The following is an 18,398-nucleotide window of genomic DNA, read 5'->3' on the forward strand; positions in this document are numbered from 1 at the left end:
TCGGGATCATGAGGGTTGTACGAGAGCCTGGTTTCGCTTATCAGGCCGTCTATCGTTACCTGATGCGATTGATGGCGGAGACGGCTGGTGATGACAACACCAGGCTACCTTCGCTGCGTCAGCTGGCAGAGCGTCTGAACGTGTCGATTTCGACCATTCAATACGCTTATTCGTTGCTGGAGAAGGAAGGGCGGGTCTATTCAGTTGCCAAGTCCGGGTATTACGCCCGGGCATCAGCAGGGCTGTCGTCTCCAGTCATTGGCAATGACCTGCTTGAAACGCTCTACATCAATACGCGGCGCCCGGGAATGCGGCTGTTGAGCGCCGAAGACCCGGTCTCCGTGCAATCGCTGGACAGCCCGTTGCTCTTACTCGAACGCGAACTGCTACGGCAATATCCCCGGCAATCAACGCTGGTTGACCAGCCTTGCGGCGAGCTTGAATTACGCGGAGTCGTGGCAGCCCGCTATACCACTTCACCGCAGCAGTGCTGGCACGCCGAAGATGTCTACATCGGTGCGGATCTGCGCGGGGTGCTGGAAATTCTGGTTGCCGTTCTGAAGCTGAAACATGCAACGGTCCTGGTCGAGTCGCCCTGTGACTGGGTCATACTGCGGCTGCTTCAGGCTGCAGAGGTACGCGTAATCGAATTGCCGCTGCAGGCCTGCGGCGGGCTGGAACCGCAGCGCCTGGAAGCGCTGCTCAATACTGAAGATGTCAGGTTGATTGTGCTTTCTTCGGGGTTGTGCATGCCGCGTGGCACACAGGTTCCTGCAGATAATCGCAGCCGCATCGCCGGGTTGCTTGTCAAGCACGGCACCTGGGTGCTGGAAAACGATTGTTATGGTGAACTCAGCGAAGCAATGGACGGCGGGTGCCTGCGTGACTTGCTGGATCCTGAACGGCTGATGGTTTTCTCCACGTTCGAGAAATTCATGGGGATCGAAGCACCTTACGGGGTTGTGTTGTCGCGCCAATGGAAGAGCGAACTACTGCGGCATTTTCTGATGCGTTCGTTCCGACTGTCACCCATCCGCCAGAAAGCGATCGCTCGACTGTATGGAAACGGTCGGATCGATCAGCATCTGCATGTCCTTCGTCGGCTGCTCAGGGAGCGTCGGGCGCCCATGATCCACTTGCTGCGCGAGCGCTTGAGCGATGCACTGCAGGTCGTTGAGCCGCAGGGCGGTGCAACCGTCTGGGTGCGAGCAAAGCGTCCGGTGGACATGCGCGATGTATTTCAGCGCCTGCTCAGACAGCAGGTTCTGATCGCGCCGGGAGAGCTGTTCAGCTTGCAGGGTTTGCACCGTCGGCATCTGCGTCTGAACCTACTGGATCAGGGGGAAACCGGCTTGAGCGGAGCGATTGCAATGCTCGGGGATGCATTGCGCCTGGCCGCCGTGGAATGAACGTTGTAAACCGTCGGATAGATCCCGTCGCGCTGTGGTCGAACTGCCAGTAAACTGCGCTGTATTTCCTGAACCACTCTATTTCAGAGGTTTTGCATGACTATCAGTCCTTTTGCGGGCAAACCGGCACCGGCAGAATTGTTGGTCGACATCCCGCGACTGGTAACGGCTTATTACACCGGCCAACCGGACGCTTCGATTTCCACCCAGCGTGTGGCGTTTGGTACTTCCGGGCATCGGGGCAGCTCCTTTGACCTGAGCTTCAATGAGTGGCACGTTCTGGCGATCAGCCAGGCGATCTGCCTGTACCGCGAAGCACAGGGCATTGATGGCCCGTTGTTTGTCGGTATCGACACTCACGCACTGTCGACCCCCGCCGGAGCCAGTGCGCTGGAGGTGCTGGCAGCCAACGGCGTGACCGTGATGATCGCCGAAGGCGACGAATACACGCCGACGCCGGCGGTTTCGCATGCGATTCTCTGCTACAACCGTGGCCGTACTTCTGGCCTGGCCGATGGCATCGTCATCACGCCGTCGCACAACCCGCCACAAAGTGGTGGTTACAAATACAACCCTACCAATGGCGGCCCGGCTGACACCCATATCACCAAGTGGATCGAAGCCAAAGCCAACGAACTGCTGGCCAACAAGCTGGCGGGTGTCAAACGCATCAGCTACGAGCAGGCGCTCAAGGCGAGCACCACGCACCGGCATGACTACCTCAATACCTACGTCGCCGACCTGATCAACGTGATCGACTTCGATGCCATTCGTGGCGCCAAATTGCGCCTGGGTGTCGATCCGCTGGGTGGAGCAGGGGTGCGTTACTGGTCGGCGATTGCCGAGCATTATCGTCTTGATCTGGACGTTGTTAACAAACAGGTCGATTCGACGTTTCGCTTCATGACGGTCGATTGGGACGGTCAGATTCGCATGGACCCATCGTCCAGCCATGCGATGCAAGGGTTGATCGGTCTCAAGGAACGTTACGACGTGGCGTTCGCCTGCGACCCGGATCACGACCGTCATGGCATTGTTACGCCTTCAGGCGGTCTGCTGGCACCGAACAACTATCTGGCGGTATCCATCGATTACCTGTTCCAGAACCGCCCGCAATGGCGCGCCGACGCTGCCGTGGGTAAAACCGTGGTCAGCAGTGGCCTGATTGATCGTGTGGCCAAGCGCTTGGGTCGGCGCTTGTACGAAGTCCCGGTCGGCTTCAAATGGTTTGCCGATGGCCTGTTCGACGGCTCATTGGGTTTTGGTGGCGAGGAGAGTGCCGGCGCTTCGTTCCTGCGCAAGGATGGCGGCGTCTGGAGCACCGACAAGGACGGCTTGATTCCAGCTCTGCTGGCGGCTGAAATGACCGCGCGTACCGGTCGTGACCCAAGCCAGGCCTATCGCGCCCTGACCGATGAGCTGGGCGAACCATTCTCGGTGCGCGTCGATGCCAAGGCCAACCCTGAGCAGAAAGCCCTGCTGAGCAAACTGTCGCCGGAGCAAGTGACGTCGACCGAACTGGCGGGCGAGAAGATTCAGAGCATTCTCAGCCATGCGCCGGGCAACGATCAGGCCATCGGCGGTTTGAAGGTGATGACCGAAAACGGTTGGTTCGCTGCACGTCCTTCCGGCACCGAAGACATCTACAAGATCTACGCCGAAAGCTTCATTGGCGACGACCACCTGAAGCAACTGGTGGCTGAAGCGCAAACGCTGGTGGATGGTGCAATCAGCACCAAGTGATCTTCAGGGAGGTGAGTTCTTCCTGTGGCGAGGGGATTTATCCCCGATGGACTGCGTAGCAGTCCGCTCCATTGAAAAGACGGCCGCTTTGCGGTCTATCGGGGATGAATCCCCTCGCTACAACAAAAGGGCGACTGTAATGGTCGCCCTTTTTTTGCCTGCAAATCAGCCGATCAAGCCAGATCCACCAAAACGATTTCGCTGTCTTCGAGTGCCGTCACCATCAGCACCGCCTCCTGCTCGACGGCAACGCCATCTCGAGCTTGTGCACGCAAGCCATTGACTTCAATCAGGCCGGTGGCGGGCACCAGATACGCACGGCGTCCTGCATCCAGTTGATATTCAGCTGTTTCGCCCGCCTTTAGGTTGGCTGCGACCAGTCGCGCATCGGCGCGAATGCGCAAGCTCTGATCATCGCCTTCTTTGCCGCTGGCCAGGGTGACAAAGCCTTCGCGCTGACCTTTGGGGAACGGTTTGGCACCCCACGATGGCGGCGCCCCGGTTTCCGTCGGCAGAATCCAGATCTGAAAGATTCGGGTCTCCTTGTCTTCCAGGTTGTACTCACTGTGCGCAATGCCGGTACCGGCGCTCATGACCTGTACGTCGCCGGCTTCGGTACGGCCCTTGTTGCCGAGGTTGTCCTGGTGGGTAATCGCACCTTCACGCACGTAGGTGATGATTTCCATGTCGCGGTGCGGATGTAACGGGAACCCGGTGCCGGCGGCGATCACGTCGTCATTCCACACCCGCAGATTGCCCCAGTTCATGCGTTGCGGGTCGTAGTATTCGGCGAACGAAAAGTGGTGATGGGCATCCAGCCAGCCGTGATGAGCGCCGCCCAGTGTGTTGAATGGTCTGAGTTCAAGCATGATCGTCTCCTCTAAAGGTCCGTCATGGGGCGTAACGCCAGAGCCACGAAGCGAGACCGTCGGTTAATGACGGGCATCATCCATCAGTCAATCATCGATAAAAAGCGTAAAAAGTGCGGCATTCTCATCGAATCCGTTGATGGGAAGCTGGCTCGAAACGATCTCACCCCACTTTCATTTCATCGCCTAAACCTATGAGCTGTAAGCATTTCGCTAGAACTCAGGGGCAAATAAAGACACCATAGCCCCCAACAGCCTCACACACTGGAGCCCCTCAGCGTGGCGCAACACACTCCCGATCTGCCTCCCGAACTCCGTCCACTGGCCGAGATGCCATGGTTCAAGCGTCTGGCCGCGCGTTTCTTCGGCCACGGCCTGACGCGCTTGCGCGCTCAACACCGCGCGTCATGGTTGCATGGTCAGGCTGACGGCTTTCGCAGTGGCCACACCGCTGGTGTGGAGTACGGCTTCAAGGAGGGCAAACTCGAAGGCCTGGAGGAGGGTCGGCAAGTGCTGTTGATTCGTGACAGTCGCAGCACCGAACATCGTCCGCCGAACGTGGACAATCATTTGTTCGACGACTGGCGCCTGCCCCTCAGTGCCGAGCTGAAGAAGCGTATGAAGGCCGATGTGGCGCGCTTGCTGCCCGAACATGCTCAGCCAAGCGCCGCGCAATGGAAAATGATTTTCAGTGATACGCCTTCGACCTCGGTGATTGCCGGTGCCGGAGCGGGCAAATCGACGACGCTGGTACTAAGGATTCTGTTGCTCACTCACTACCTGGGCTTTGAACTTGATTCGATGACCGTGGTGACCTTCACCCGCGAGTCTCGCAAGGACTTCATCAACAAACTGATCGAATTGTTTGCGCTCTGGGGTTTAGCCCTGAGCCTGAAACAGGCGCGGGAACTGGTGCGCACCTTTCACTCGCGGATTCTGCCGATGGTGCGCAGTCTGCCGGGATTTGAGCGCTTGCAGGCGTTCGAGAACCTCAGCGACCGAATTCAGGGTGCTGACGAAGAGGTCGACAGCAATCCATTCGATTTGCGGATCAACGACGCTCAGCGCCGCCAGCTCAATGCCTGTTACCACCGGTTGTTCACGGAAGACGAGCGTTTCCGTCAGCTCATTCAGCCGTTGGCCAAGGCGGGTTTGCAGCTCAAGGAGCTGGAACGCGATCACCCGGACGTGCAAAAGCGCATGGCGGTGACAGAGTTGGCGGCCAAGCGCGATGAAGAGCTGTGCGATGCCATCGAAGACTTGTGGTTTCGCGCAGGCGCCTGGCCGATCAAAGGCATCGAGCCCAGCCGGCAGACGTTCGAGATCAACGGTTCGACCTTTCACTGCCATGGCTACATTCCCAGCCTCGATGCCTGGGTGATGCTCGGGTTCGATCCTCGGGAAAACCCGCAGATCTGCCGACCCAACGCCAGGCTCGGAGTGCGCGCCGAGTGGGCAGTCAAGCGCACCCTGTTTCAAGCTTTCTGTCGTAAGCCATTGATTTGGTTGGATAGTTACGAAGCTTCGAAGCGGGTCTTGTCGACGTTGGCAGGCGACGCGAGCGCCGGTCCAGGCTTCGATTACAAGGTCAAAGGTGAGCTGGTTTCGGCGCCGCTGCTGGACTGCTTTGTCGCGGCGGCCGGCTTCATCGAAAACCTCGGGCTGGACGTGCCGGACGCTGTCGGCCGGATGAGTTTCGCCAAGGACGATCCGGACCGGTTCTTCTTCGAGGCGCTGAGCCTGTTCTGGCGTGCCCTGGAGGATCATTTGCTCGATCAGAAGCCGCCGGTGATGACCTATAACCGGATGTTTGCGCTGTTCAGCGAACATTCGCCAGAGAACCTCAAACTGCTCAGTGACGAGCTGCTGCGCCCCATGTCGCACTTGATGATCGACGAGTTTCAGGACGTTTCGCCGCAAATCGTCTCCTGGATTCGTGCCAGTCTGGCGGAAATCCGCAGTCGTGGCCCGGCGATGCATGTTGGGCGGGGCGCACAGCGTTCGTCGTTGCTGTGTGTGGGCGATGACTGGCAGTCGATCTACGGCTGGCGTGGCAGTTCGCCGAGTTATTTCATGGAATTCAACAAGGAATTCCCTTCACCGGGCACTACACGGGTGATGCTCAGCGACAATTATCGCAGTCATCAACACATCATCGATGCCGCTGAACACATCGTCCGTGCGGCGCCGGCAATCCCGGGCAAAAAAGCCAAAGCCAGCGGCGCCCCCAAGGCCTTGTGGCCGGTGAGCGTGCTGGAGCGCGATGATCAGGCTTTGGGGCAGCGCTTGGCCGAACACTATAATCGCGGCGATTCAATCTTGATGCTGTATCGAAAAGGTAGCGATAAGTCGTTGATTGAACAGCATATTCATTCTGTAGTTAATGTTGATTCGAGCTTGCCGTACGAAGCGCGACGCCTGAAACAGCTGACTTACCACAGTGCCAAGGGACTGCAAGCCGATGCGGTGTTTCTGCTGGGTGACTGCCAGCACCTGACCAGTTCTCCGTACAAGAACCAGGTGTATCGCATGGCCGGCCTGGGCAAGGCTGGCGACAGTGAGCCCTATGACACGGCGCAGAAGGACGAAATATTGCGGCTGGCCTACGTCGGCATCACCCGGGCGGTCAGCCATTGCTATTGGTACGTCGAGCCGCAGGACACTCAGTCAGTCAATATGCCGAGAGCGTCTGACCGGGTGGCCCAAGACAAGGCATTCTTCGTCGATCATCGTAAGCAGCCGCAAACCGCGTGATGCACGCCCACACGCTCACGCACAAAAAAGCCCGCCGGAATTGGCGGGCTTTTTCATTAAAAACAAAAGGTTAAGCGTAACTCTTGAGAGACTCTGGAGGAATGAAAGTCTCCAGTTCGTCTTCCACGGCTTCAATGATTCGTTCGACATCAGCCGCGTTCATCACCGTGGCGCAGGGAATGCCGGCGATGGCGATCATGGTTTCACCGCTGGCACGATCGAACAGTCGGGCAATCATGCTGCCCGGCGCATCCATCGTCGCTTCAAAACCCATTGGATGAAAATGCCAGCGCATCAGCTGGCACGCGTTGGGGAAGGTGACTTTACTGGAACCTTTATTCATGTGTTGCCCGCCTTCTTCATCGAGCCATTCCTTTTGCTCATGTTAGGTGGGAAGAGCCTTCATTGGCTCAACCGGTCAGTGACATTAAAAGTAGCATCCGCATGTGAATTTTCCGTGAGCTTTTTCAGTTCATTTTGCGATTGCTGCGCATTTTTTGATGTAAGTCACGCCTCATTCACTCATCGCCAAAAGGCCACTACGGTTTACTGATTGATCGTCTGGGTGAAGTTGGGCAAGCTCGGTGCTTTTGCGCAGAGCCCTTTATGCATGTCGACGACGACGGCCCAGAACAGACCCCGGCCACGGCCGCTACGGTCATGCGCTATCACTTGAGCTGGAAACATCGCGACCTGGACAGCGTCATGGCGCTGTACCACCCGGACGTTCAGTACAACGATTTCTTTCAGAATCGGGTGCTCGGTTTTGATGAGTTACGTGAGTACGTGCGTGTCAGCATGCCGCGAGAATCCGACGAAGCGCTGGAGCATTGCGACCGGATCCGCGTGGATGGCAACACTGCCTACATTCAGTACGAAGTGACCTTGCGCGGTGGCGACGGACTGGTGTCGTTCCGTTCCAGTGAAGCGATCACGGTGAAGGACGGCCTGATCTGGCGGGTCAACGAATACGCCTCGCTGGTTCGCACGCCAACCGGTGGCACCGTTGCACCCAGCCAGCGTCCGGCGGTGAGTCGACTGGGCCTGTCACCGCGCCAGATCAGTTTCATGGCCGAAGACCTGCAGCAATATTTCGAACGGCAACAGCCTTACCTCGATCCCGAGCTGGATCTGCAACGGGTGGCGAAGGAGTGCGGGTACAGCCGCAATCAGATTTCCTACCTGCTCAATCAGGTGCTGGGGCAGAGCTTCTATCGATACGTCAACCAGGCGCGCCTGCAGCACTTGCTCAAGTCACTGGATCACGCCACGCCACCGCTGCGGATCGATGAACTGGCATTTGCCGCCGGTTTCAACTCGCTGTCGGCGTTTTACAGTTGCTTTCGCCAGCACACCGGCCAGTCGCCGAAGGCCTACGCCAAACAAATTTCTTTGCGGGCACGCGCGCAAGACAGTGATTGAAGACTCGCACTAGGATCGACGCCATCGAAGGTTTTCAGTGGCGGAGTCTTGCATGCCGGCGTGGCGCACTATCAGTTTGTGGATGGATCAACTCGACGAGCCGCTGATCGCGCGGCCGGCGCTGGAACAGGATCTGGATGTCGACGTGGCCATCATCGGCGCCGGTTATACCGGGCTGTGGACCGCGTACTACCTGAAGAAACTCGCGCCGGGTCTGGATATCGCCATCATCGAGGCGCAAACCGCCGGTTTCGGTGCGTCCGGGCGCAATGGTGGCTGGCTGATGGGCAATCTGCTGGGCGAGGATCGACTGCTCGCCGGCCTCTCGCCACAACAACGCCGCGCCTCTTTTGATCTGCTGCACAGCATCCCCGATGAAGTGGAAGTTGTCCTCGAACGTGAGGGCATCGACTGCGATTACCGCAAGGGCGGGGTGCTGTACTGCGCCGCTCGCTACCCGGAACAGGAAGCCAGCCTGCGCGAATACCTCGACAAGCTGCACGCCCAAGGCCTGACCGACAACGATTACCGCTGGCTGAGCCCCGAACAACTGGCGCAACAGATTCGCGTGGCGAAACCCTACGGCGGCATCTATGCGCCGCACGTGGCGACGATTCACCCGGCGAAACTGGTGCGCGGTCTGGCGCGTACCGTGCAGAACATGGGCGTGAAGATCTACGAAAACAGCCCGGTCACGCACTGGCAGTCCGGTAGTTTGCGCACGGCCAGGGCCAGTGTGCGCAGCCGCTGGATCGTGCCGGCCGTTGAAGGCTATTCGGTGACGCTGCCGCCGCTGGGTCGCTATCAGTTGCCGGTGCAAAGTCTGATTGTCGCCACCGAACCACTGTCGGCTGCGACCTGGGATGAAATCGGCCTCAACCGTGGCCAGGCCTTCAGCGAGTTCAGCCGTCAGGTCACTTATGGCCAGCGCAGTGCCGATAACCGACTGATCTTCGGCGCTCGCGGGGGCTACCAGTTCGCCGGCAAGTTGCGCCACAACTTCGATCTGACCCGCGATGAAGTCGAACTGCGGCGTTATCTGTTCGGTGAGCTGTTCCCGCAACTGAAAAACGTGCAAATCACCCACGCCTGGGGCGGCAACCTCGGCATGTCGCGGCACTTCAAGCCACACATGCTTTGCGATCGCGCCAATGGCATCGCACTGTCCGGCGGTTATGGCGGGGAGGGCGTGGGTGCCAGCAACCTCGGCGGCCGCACCCTGGCCGATCTGATTCTGGAGCGCGACACCGAACTTGCGCAGCAGCCGTGGGTGCTGCCAGACGGCGGGATTCATGCATTGCGCGCCTGGGAGCCGGAACCGTGCCGCTGGCTCGGTTACAACGCGATCATCAAAAGTTTTGTCCACGAAGACCAGACCCTGGCCAATCCGGCCACCGCACCGTGGCGGCGCAAGCTCGCCAGTCAGGTCGCGGGCTTCATGGAAGGTTTCATGCACTAACCGCCGTTTTCTTCACAAGACAGGTCTCACCATGAGCATTACGCAGTTCAAGAACACCGCCAGCCTGCAACTGGACCAATCCAACCCGGTCGCCCTACCGATCGGCGAGCCGGTCGCGATGACCTCGACCACCAGCGTCGAGCGCGACGACCGCGTCGAAACCGGCGTCTGGGAATGCACCCCGGGGCGCTGGCGCCGGCAGATTACCGCGCAAGAGTTCTGCCATTTCATCTCCGGGCGTTGCACGTTTACCCCGGACAACGGCGGTGAAACCCTGCACATACAAGGTGGCGACGCACTGATGTTGCCGGCCAACACGCTCGGCATCTGGGATATCCATGAGACCGTGCGCAAGACCTACGTCCTTATTTTCTGATTGTTTGATCCTTTGATTGCCTGCCAACAAAAATAGCCACTACAGGAATCGACCCCATGATCCAGAAAACCCTCGCTCTGGCGCCGCTGCTGCTGGCTGCCTCCATTAGCCATGCCGCCGAAACGGTGAAGATTTACAACTGGTCCGATTACATCGCGCCGGATACCACGAAAAACTTTCAGAAAGACACCGGCATTGGCGTCACCTACGACGTCTACGACAGCAACGAAACCCTCGACGGCAAGTTGATGACCGGCAAATCCGGGTATGACGTGGTGTTCCCGTCCAACCACTTCATGGCGCGGCAGATCCAGGGCGGGGCGCTGAAGAAGCTCGACAAGAGCCAGTTGCCGAACTGGAAGAACCTCAACCCGGTATTGCTCAAGGCCTTGCAGGTCAATGACCCGAACAACGAGCACGGCTTTCCGTACCTGTGGGGCAGCACCGGCATCGGCTACAACGTCGCCAAGGTCAAAGCGGTACTGGGCGACAACGCGCCGGTGGATTCCTGGGACCTGATCTTCAAACCCGAGTACATGGAAAAACTGCAGAAGTGCGGCGTGGCGATCCTTGATAACGGCCCGGAACTGCTGCCGGCGGCACTCAACTACCTGGGTTTGCCACCGCATAGCAAGAACCCCGAGGACTACAAGAAAGCCGAAGCACTGCTGATGAAAGTGCGGCCGTATGTCAGCTACTTCCATTCCTCGAAATACACCAGTGACCTGGCCAATGGCGATATCTGCGTGGCGGTCGGTTTTTCCGGCGACATCCTGCAAGCGGAAAACCGCGCCAAGGAAGCGAAGAACGGCATCGACATTGGATACGCGATTCCCAAGGAGGGCGCGGCAATCTGGTTCGACATGGTCGCCATGCCCGCCGATGCGCCGGACGAGAAGGCCGGGTACGCGTTCATGAACTACCTCCTGCGCCCGGACGTGATGGCCGGCATCAGCAATTACGTGCACTACGCCAATGGCAACCAGCAGGCCGACGACCTGATCGACCCGGCCATCAAAAGTGACACCAAGGTCTATCCGAGCCCGGAGATGATGGGCAAGCTGTTTGCGCTGGAGGCGATGCCGCTGAACATCGACCGGATTCGCACCCGTGTCTGGAACAAGATTCGTACTGGTAGCTAACCCACCCCAAACCCTGTAGGAGCTGCCGAAGGCTGCGATCTTTAGATCTTCAAATGCAAAGATCGCAGCCTCGTTCCACTCGACAGCTCCTACAGGGGCAGGGGTATCAGGCGCTATTAAATAGTTGATATCAATACACTGGCATCGCACTAATAGAGTGCAGGAAAGTGAGACGCGTCTAACAAAAAACAACTTACCAATATTTAATATTTAAATAGAAAATCGTCAGACAATTGGAGGCGGTGAAACCGGGTAAAACAATCTTTCGACCCCGCAGGCTTTGTTTACGGTAGTTTTGCGCAACAGTGCAATTTGATCTCAAAAAAAGGCTAGACGTATGATTTCAAATTGTGTCAGGTTCGTTACGCCTTCATTGGGCGAGTGATAGGACGATCTCGCCAGGGATCGTCGCTATCTGACAAAAACTGTTCCATTGCTAAACAAGGAAGTGTGTTTATGTCGAAAGTAAAAGCTAACGCTATTGATATCACCGCAGACACATTCGTGCCTGTGGGCGCAGTGCAGTCTCTGGCGGCAACCAGCTCCGCCTGGAATCAGATCAATAGCTTCAGCCATCAATATGATCGTGGCGGCAACCTCACGGTCAATGGCAAACCCTCCTTTTCCGTCGACCAGGCCGCAACCCAATTGCTGCGCGACGGCGCTGCCTATCAGGACAAGGATGGCAGCGGCAAGATCGAACTCACCTACACGTTCCTGACTTCGGTATCGTCCAGCACGATGAACAAGCACGGGATCACAGGGTTCAGCCAGTTCAGTAATCAACAGAAAGCCCAGGCCGTGCTCGCCATGCAATCCTGGGCCGATGTGGCCAACGTCACCTTTACCGAGAAAGCCACTGGCGGTGACGGCCACATGACCTTCGCCAACTACAGCGGTGGCGTGGACGGCGCAGCAGCGTTCGCCTACCTGCCGGGTACCGGTCCTGGTTACGACGGCACTTCGTGGTACTTGATCAACAGCGGTTACACCCAGAACAAGACCCCGGACCTGAACAACTACGGTCGTCAGACCCTGACCCACGAAATCGGCCACACCCTTGGCCTGGCGCACCCGGGCGACTACAACGCCGGCAACGGCAACCCGACCTACAATGACGCCACCTACGGGCAAGACACCCGCGGCTACAGCGTCATGAGCTACTGGAGCGAAAGCAATACCAGCCAGAACTTCAGCAAGGGCGGCGTAGAAGCCTATTCCTCAGGCCCGCTGATGGACGACATTGCAGCGATCCAGAAACTCTACGGCGCCAACATGAGCACCCGTACCGGTGATACGACCTACGGCTTCAACTCCAACGCCGGTCGCGATTTCCTCAGCGCCTCGTCGTCGAGCGACAAGCTGGTGTTCTCGGTGTGGGATGCGGGCGGCAAGGACACCTTCGACTTCTCGGGTTTCACCCAGAACCAGAAGATCAACCTCAATGAAGCCTCGTTCTCCGACGTGGGCGGCATGATCGGTAACGTATCCATCGCCAAGGGCGTGACCATCGAGAACGCCATCGGCGGTTCGGGCAACGACCTGCTGATCGGTAACAGTGCGTCCAACGAGCTCAAGGGCGGTGCCGGCAACGACATCATCTACGGCGCCGGTGGTGCGGACAAACTGTGGGGCGGTTCGGGTTCGGACACTTTCGTGTTCGCCTCCAGCTCCGACTCCAAGCCGGGTGCAATCGACCAGATCCTCGATTTCGTCAGCGGTCTGGACAAAATCGACCTGAGTGCCATCACCAACGGCTCCGGCCTGCACTTTGTCAGCAGCTTCACCGGTTCGGCCGGCGACGCGATCCTGACCTCGTCGGGCGGCAACAGCCTGTTGTCGGTGGACTTCTCCGGGCACGGCGTGGCGGACTTCCAGGTCAGCACCGTTGGCCAGGCAGCGACCAGCGACATCGTGGCGTGATGTAAACGGGAAAGCGGCGCTTCATGCGTCGCTTTCTTTGCTTGCATCGTTTTGATGGCTGGGCAAGGCTAGGTGCCGGAGCGAATTTTCTGATGATCCGTAAAGTTTTTACCTACAAGGGAATGGCGTGGCTTTCGGCGGCGCTGATCATGATTTCTGGAGAAGCAACCATGGCAAGCAGCCTCAGACTGGAAGACCCCTCCGTGTTCGCCGGGCAGTGGCAGGCGATTCTGACTGCGCCCGATGACGCCCCAGAGGCGCAGGCATTGCAGGATAAACCCTCGAACACCTGTCTGATCGATCTGGAACCCAACCAGACACTGGGCAAGGGCGCCGAATGCCTGGGGGCATGGCTTGAGCAAGCGCCAGTCGGCTGGTTTCCTGATCCGGACGGCCTGTCGATTACCGGCAAGGAAGGTTCAAGAATCCAGTTCTTCAGCCGACAACGTGATGGGCTTTATCTGAGCACTTTGAAGTCGGGACTGGTGATTACGCTGACGCGCCATACACCGCAGCCGTGAACAACGGTACCGACTGAACCGTTGACTATAAGGTTTGATGTTGCAGTTATAAGCAACAGCTCAATGCAACGAGTGGCGTTGAACTGTTGAAAGTTGTTATTGAAGTGTAAGTGCAAGTTGCAAGAACCCGTCCGGTCTGTGCACGGATAATTAATAGAAGCGTCTCGCCAAAGAATGGCGGGGATTACATTCAGGAATAATCAATGAAGATGGCGAAGGCCCCAGCCACCGCTCCCTTATTCAAGGCTTTGGGTGACTATAAAAGCATTCTGATCAGCGTTGGGTGCTTTACCGCACTGATTAACGTGCTGATGCTGGTGCCCTCCATTTATATGCTGCAGGTCTACGACCGCGTGCTGTCTTCGCAGAACGAAACCACCCTGGCGATGTTGTCCTTGATGGTGGTCGGCTTTTTCGCCTTCATCGGCATGCTGGAAGTGGTGCGCAGTTTCATCGTGATCCGCATCGGCAGCCAACTGGAGCGCCGCTTCAACCTGCGGGTGTATCAGGCAGCGTTCGAGCGCAACCTGTTCAAGGGCGAGGGTAACGCCGGGCAATCGCTGGGCGACCTGACCCACATTCGCCAATTCGTCACCGGCCCGGCCCTGTTCGCGTTTTTCGACGCGCCGTGGTTCCCGGTCTATCTGTTCGTGATTTACCTGTTCAACGTCTGGCTCGGGGTCCTCGCCACGGCGGGTGCGCTGCTGCTGATCGCGCTGGCGTGCCTCAACGAATACATGACCAAGAAGCCGCTGGGCGAAGCTGCCGGTTACTCGCAGAAATCCAGTCAACTGGCGACCAGTCACCTGCACAACGCGGAAACCATTCAGGCCATGGGCATGCTTGGCGCGTTGCGCAAGCGCTGGTTCGGCGTGCATTCGCGCTTCCTCGGTCTGCAGAATCAGGCCAGCGACACTGGTGCGGTGATCAGCTCAATCAGCAAGACCCTGCGCCTGTGCCTGCAATCGCTGGTGCTGGGCCTCGGTGCGTTGCTGGTGATCAAGGGCGACATGACGGCCGGGATGATGATCGCCGGTTCGATCCTGATGGGCCGGGTGCTGAGCCCGATCGATCAGTTGATCGCCGTCTGGAAACAGTGGAGCGGGGCGAAGCTCGCCTACCGCCGTCTGGATGCCTTGCTGCAGGCGTTCCCGCCGAGCGACGAGGCCATGGCGTTGCCTGCGCCAAAGGGCCAGATTGCCTTTGAGCAAGTCAGTGCCGGCCCACCGGGGCAACGCGCGGCGACCCTGCACATGGTCAACTTCGCGATTGGCGCGGGCGAAGTGCTGGGCGTGCTCGGCGCTTCCGGGTCCGGCAAGTCGACCCTGGCCCGAGTGCTGGTCGGCGTGTGGCCGACCCTGGGTGGCACGGTGCGCCTGGACGGTGCCGACATCCATCGCTGGAACCGCGATGAGCTCGGCCCGTACATCGGCTACCTGCCACAAGACATCGAACTGTTCAGCGGCAGCATCGCCGAAAACATTGCCCGGTTCAGTGAAGCCAACCCGGAAAAGGTCGTGGCTGCCGCGCAACAGGCTGGCGTGCACGAGATGATTCTGCGGATGCCGCAAGGTTATGACACACAGTTGGGCGAGGACGGCAGCGGTCTGTCCGGCGGCCAGAAACAACGTGTCGCATTGGCGCGCGCCCTGTATGGCGACCCGAGCCTGGTGGTGCTGGATGAGCCGAACTCCAATCTCGACACCGTCGGTGAGGCTGCGCTGGCCAGCGCCATCGCCCAGCTCAAGGCCAAGGGCACTACCGTGGTGCTGGTCACACACCGCTCTTCGGTACTCGCCCAGGCCGACAAGTTGCTGGTGCTCAACGACGGTCGTCTGCAGGCATTCGGTAACAGTCAGGACGTACTCAAGGCGCTGTCCGGCGCTCAGGAACAATCACGGGAAAAATCTACGCAGGCACCGGGCGGGCTCAGCATGAGCCGGCAGTACCAGCCCACGACAAGGAATTCGGGTGTATGAGCAGCGCCAGCATGAACACTGAAAACGAAGCCTCCATGGAACACGCATACGTCACCGAGCGCCCGGAGCGCGATGCGAGATTCTTCGCGCGCATGGGCTGGATTCTGGCCATCGTCGGCGCTGGCAGTTTCTTCACCTGGGCCGCACTGGCGCCGCTGGATCAAGGCATTCCGGTGCAGGGCACCGTGGTGGTGTCGGGCAAGCGCAAAGCCGTGCAGTCGATGAGCAGCGGCGTGGTCAGCCGGATTCTGGTGCGCGAAGGCGAGATCGTCAAACAGGGCCAGCCACTGTTCCGCCTCGACCAGACCCAGGTCGCGGCCGACGTGCAGTCGCTGCAAGCCCAGTACCGCATGGCTTGGGCCAGCCTCGCGCGTTGGCAGGCCGAGCGCGATAACCTCAAGCAGGTGACCTTTCCGGCAGAGTTGAGCAATGATCCGGATCCGCGTCTGGCGCTGGTCCTTGAAGGCCAGCGTCAACTGTTCAGCAGCCGCCGCGAAGCGTTCTACCGCGAACAGGCCGGCCTGCGCGCCAGCATCGAAGGTGCCACCGCGCAACTGGCGGGCATGCGTCGCGCCCGCACCGACCTCAACGCCCAGGCCGATTCGCTGCAGCAGCAACTGAGCAACCTGCAGCCGCTGGCGGACAACGGCTACATCCCGCGCAACCGCTTGATGGAGTACCAGCGGCAGCTGTCGCAAGTGCAGCAGCAACTGGCGGAAAACACCGGTGAAAGCGGCCGGGTGGAGCAGGGCATCCTCGAATCGCGCCTGAAGCTGCAACAGCATGGCGAGGAATATCAGAAGGAAGTGCGCACGCAACTGGCCGACGCGCAGCTCAAAAGCGTGACCCTGTCCGAGCAACTGACTTCGGCCGGTTTCGACCTGCAGCACAGCGAGATCCTCGCCACCGCCGATGGCGTGGCGGTCAACCTCGGCGTACACACCGAAGGTGCCGTGGTGCGTCAGGGCGAAACCCTGCTGGAGATCGTCCCGCAAGGCACCACCCTGGAAGTCGAAGGGCACTTGCCGATCAATCTGATCGACAAGGTTGGCACGCATCTGCCGGTCGATATCCTGTTTACCGCGTTCAACCAGAGCAAGACCCCGCGCGTGCCGGGTGAGGTCAGCCTGATTTCCGCCGACCAGATGGTCGACGAGAAAACCGGCGTGCCGTACTACGTGTTGCGCAGCAGCGTCAGTGATCAGGCGATGGAAAAACTCCACGGCCTGGTGATCAAGCCCGGTATGCCGGCGGAAATGTTCGTGCGCACGGGCGAACGTTCACTGCTCAACTACCTGTTCAAACCGCTGCTCGATCGGGCCGGCTCCGCGTTGACCGAAGAATAAGGATGTTCGGCTGTATGAATAAGCTTTCGATGTTGGGGGCGGCGTTCGCGCTGCTCGCAGGAAACAGCGCACTGGCGGCCATGGGGCCATTCGAGGTCTACGAACAGGCATTGCGCAACGATCCGGTGTTCCTCGGCGCGATCAAGGAGCGCGACGCGGGCCTGGAAAACCGCATCATCGGCCGCGCCGGACTGTTGCCAAGACTGGGTTACAACTACAACCGGGGTCACAACACCTCGAAGGCCACGCAACTGACCGCTCGCGGCAACCTGACCGAAGACCGCAACTACAACAGCTATGGCTCGACCCTGACCTTGCAGCAACCGTTGCTCGACTACGAAGCTTATGCGGCGTATCGCAAAGGCGTGGCGCAGTCGCTGTTCGCCGACGAGGCGTTTCGCGGCAAGAGTCAGGAGCTGCTGGTACGGGTGCTGGACAACTACACCAAGGCCTTGTTCGCCCAGGATCAGATCGACATCGCCCAGGCCAAGAAGAAGGCTTACGAGCAACAGTTCCAGCAGAACGAACACATGTTCAAACAGGGCGAGGGCACGCGCACCGACATTCTGGAAGCCGAGTCGCGCTACGAACTGGCGACCGCCGAAGAGATCGAGGCGCGCAACGAGCAGGACGCCGCGCTGCGTGAACTGGGCGCGCTGGTCGGCGTGCAGACAGTGGATATCAGCGAGCTGGCACCACTGGATCAGAACTTCCAGACCTTCGCGTTGATGCCGGCCAACTACGACACCTGGCATGAGCTGGCGATCAGTAACAACCCCAATCTGGCGTCGCAACGGCAAGCGGTAGAAGTGGCCAAGTACGAAGTCGAGCGCAACCGCGCCGGGCACCTGCCGAAAGTCAGTGCCTATGCGTCGATCCGCAAGACTGAATCGGACAGCGGCAACACCTATAACCAGCGCTACGACACCAACACCATCGGCTTTGAAGTCAACGTCCCACTGTATGCCGGTGGCGGGGTGTCGGCCTCGACCCGTCAGGCCAGCCGCACCATGGAGCAGGCGGAATACGAACTCGACGGCAAGACCCGCGAAACCTTGATCGAACTGCGCCGCCAGTTCAGCGCCTGCCTGTCGGGCGTCAACAAATTGCGCGCCTACCAGAAGGCCCTGGCGTCGGCTGAAGCGCTGGTGGTGTCGACCAGGCAAAGCATTCTTGGCGGTGAACGGACGAACCTCGATGCGTTGAACGCCGAACAGCAACTGTTTACCACCCGCCGCGATCTGGCTCAGGCACGCTACGACTATCTGATGGCCTGGACCAAACTGCATTACTACGCGGGAACCTTGAACGAACAGGATCTGGCGCGGGTGGATGAGGCGTTCGGACAAGGCCCGAAAACCCAGTAACACTGAAAATCCTGTAGGCGCTTTAAGCAGAGCAAAAGATCGCAGCCTGCGGCAGCTCCTACATTGAGCAAGGACTGGCTGAACTGTA

Annotated in this window: 14 protein-coding genes; 12 read left to right on the forward strand and 2 right to left on the reverse strand. The window is 59.0% G+C overall.

The window, feature by feature from the left end:
* The first annotated feature begins 8 nt into the window (after positions 1-8).
* A complete protein-coding gene (locus tag L6D63_RS02815) occupies positions 9-1,409 on the forward strand; it encodes a GntR family transcriptional regulator (protein WP_047294573.1) in 1,401 nt (466 codons plus the stop codon).
* Between the two features lie 96 nt (positions 1,410-1,505).
* Entirely contained in the window at positions 1,506-3,152 is a 1,647-nt protein-coding gene (gene pgm / locus L6D63_RS02820; RefSeq protein WP_047294570.1) for a phosphoglucomutase (alpha-D-glucose-1,6-bisphosphate-dependent), read from the forward strand.
* A gap of 173 nt (positions 3,153-3,325) precedes the next feature.
* On the opposite strand, the gene L6D63_RS02825 is transcribed toward pgm, so the two are convergent.
* Entirely contained in the window at positions 3,326-4,021 is a 696-nt protein-coding gene (locus L6D63_RS02825; RefSeq protein WP_131670489.1) for a pirin family protein, read from the reverse strand.
* A 279-nt stretch (positions 4,022-4,300) separates the two neighbouring features.
* On the opposite strand from L6D63_RS02825, the gene L6D63_RS02830 reads away from it, so the two are divergent.
* Entirely contained in the window at positions 4,301-6,775 is a 2,475-nt protein-coding gene (locus L6D63_RS02830) for a UvrD-helicase domain-containing protein (protein WP_131670488.1), read from the forward strand.
* A gap of 70 nt (positions 6,776-6,845) precedes the next feature.
* Here the strand turns inward: L6D63_RS02830 and L6D63_RS02835 are convergent, their stop codons facing one another.
* Complete coding sequence (locus L6D63_RS02835) at positions 6,846-7,118, reverse strand: DUF1652 domain-containing protein (protein ID WP_047294563.1); 273 nt, start codon at positions 7,116-7,118, stop codon at positions 6,846-6,848.
* 263 nt (positions 7,119-7,381) lie between these two features.
* On the opposite strand from L6D63_RS02835, the gene L6D63_RS02840 reads away from it, so the two are divergent.
* The 9 genes from L6D63_RS02840 (at position 7,382) to L6D63_RS02880 (ending at position 18,310) form a co-directional block, all read left to right on the forward strand.
* On the forward strand, positions 7,382-8,197 hold the full coding sequence (locus L6D63_RS02840; protein ID WP_131670487.1) for a helix-turn-helix domain-containing protein: 816 nt from the start codon (positions 7,382-7,384) through the stop codon (positions 8,195-8,197).
* A 52-nt stretch (positions 8,198-8,249) separates the two neighbouring features.
* Positions 8,250-9,656, forward strand: a complete 1,407-nt coding sequence (locus L6D63_RS02845; protein WP_131670486.1) for an NAD(P)/FAD-dependent oxidoreductase — start codon at positions 8,250-8,252, stop codon at positions 9,654-9,656.
* Positions 9,657-9,687: 31 nt separating this feature from the next.
* Positions 9,688-10,032 (forward strand): cupin domain-containing protein, encoded by a 345-nt coding sequence (locus tag L6D63_RS02850; RefSeq protein ID WP_131670484.1) that lies wholly within the window; start codon positions 9,688-9,690, stop codon positions 10,030-10,032.
* Positions 10,033-10,088: 56 nt separating this feature from the next.
* Entirely contained in the window at positions 10,089-11,174 is a 1,086-nt protein-coding gene (locus L6D63_RS02855) for a polyamine ABC transporter substrate-binding protein (RefSeq protein WP_131670483.1), read from the forward strand.
* Positions 11,175-11,630: 456 nt separating this feature from the next.
* The gene (locus tag L6D63_RS02860; RefSeq protein ID WP_047294553.1) at positions 11,631-13,097 is read left to right on the forward strand and encodes a serralysin family metalloprotease; all 1,467 of its coding nucleotides are present in this window, start codon (positions 11,631-11,633) and stop codon (positions 13,095-13,097) included.
* A gap of 92 nt (positions 13,098-13,189) precedes the next feature.
* A complete protein-coding gene (locus L6D63_RS02865) occupies positions 13,190-13,618 on the forward strand; it encodes an AprI/Inh family metalloprotease inhibitor (RefSeq protein WP_198758677.1) in 429 nt (142 codons plus the stop codon).
* Between the two features lie 203 nt (positions 13,619-13,821).
* The gene (locus L6D63_RS02870) at positions 13,822-15,597 is read left to right on the forward strand and encodes a type I secretion system permease/ATPase (protein WP_131670482.1); all 1,776 of its coding nucleotides are present in this window, start codon (positions 13,822-13,824) and stop codon (positions 15,595-15,597) included.
* Positions 15,594-16,943: an HlyD family type I secretion periplasmic adaptor subunit gene (locus L6D63_RS02875; protein WP_095669112.1), complete on the forward strand. Its 1,350-nt coding sequence runs from the start codon at positions 15,594-15,596 to the stop codon at positions 16,941-16,943. Before L6D63_RS02870 ends, L6D63_RS02875 begins: the two co-directional genes overlap by 4 nt.
* A 2-nt stretch (positions 16,944-16,945) precedes the next feature.
* Complete coding sequence (locus tag L6D63_RS02880; RefSeq protein ID WP_131670480.1) at positions 16,946-18,310, forward strand: TolC family outer membrane protein; 1,365 nt, start codon at positions 16,946-16,948, stop codon at positions 18,308-18,310.
* Positions 18,311-18,398 lie beyond the last annotated feature (88 nt).

Origin of the sequence: Pseudomonas parakoreensis (assembly GCF_021602155.1) — a bacterium.
GTDB classification, from domain to species: Bacteria; Pseudomonadota; Gammaproteobacteria; order Pseudomonadales; family Pseudomonadaceae; genus Aquipseudomonas; species Aquipseudomonas parakoreensis.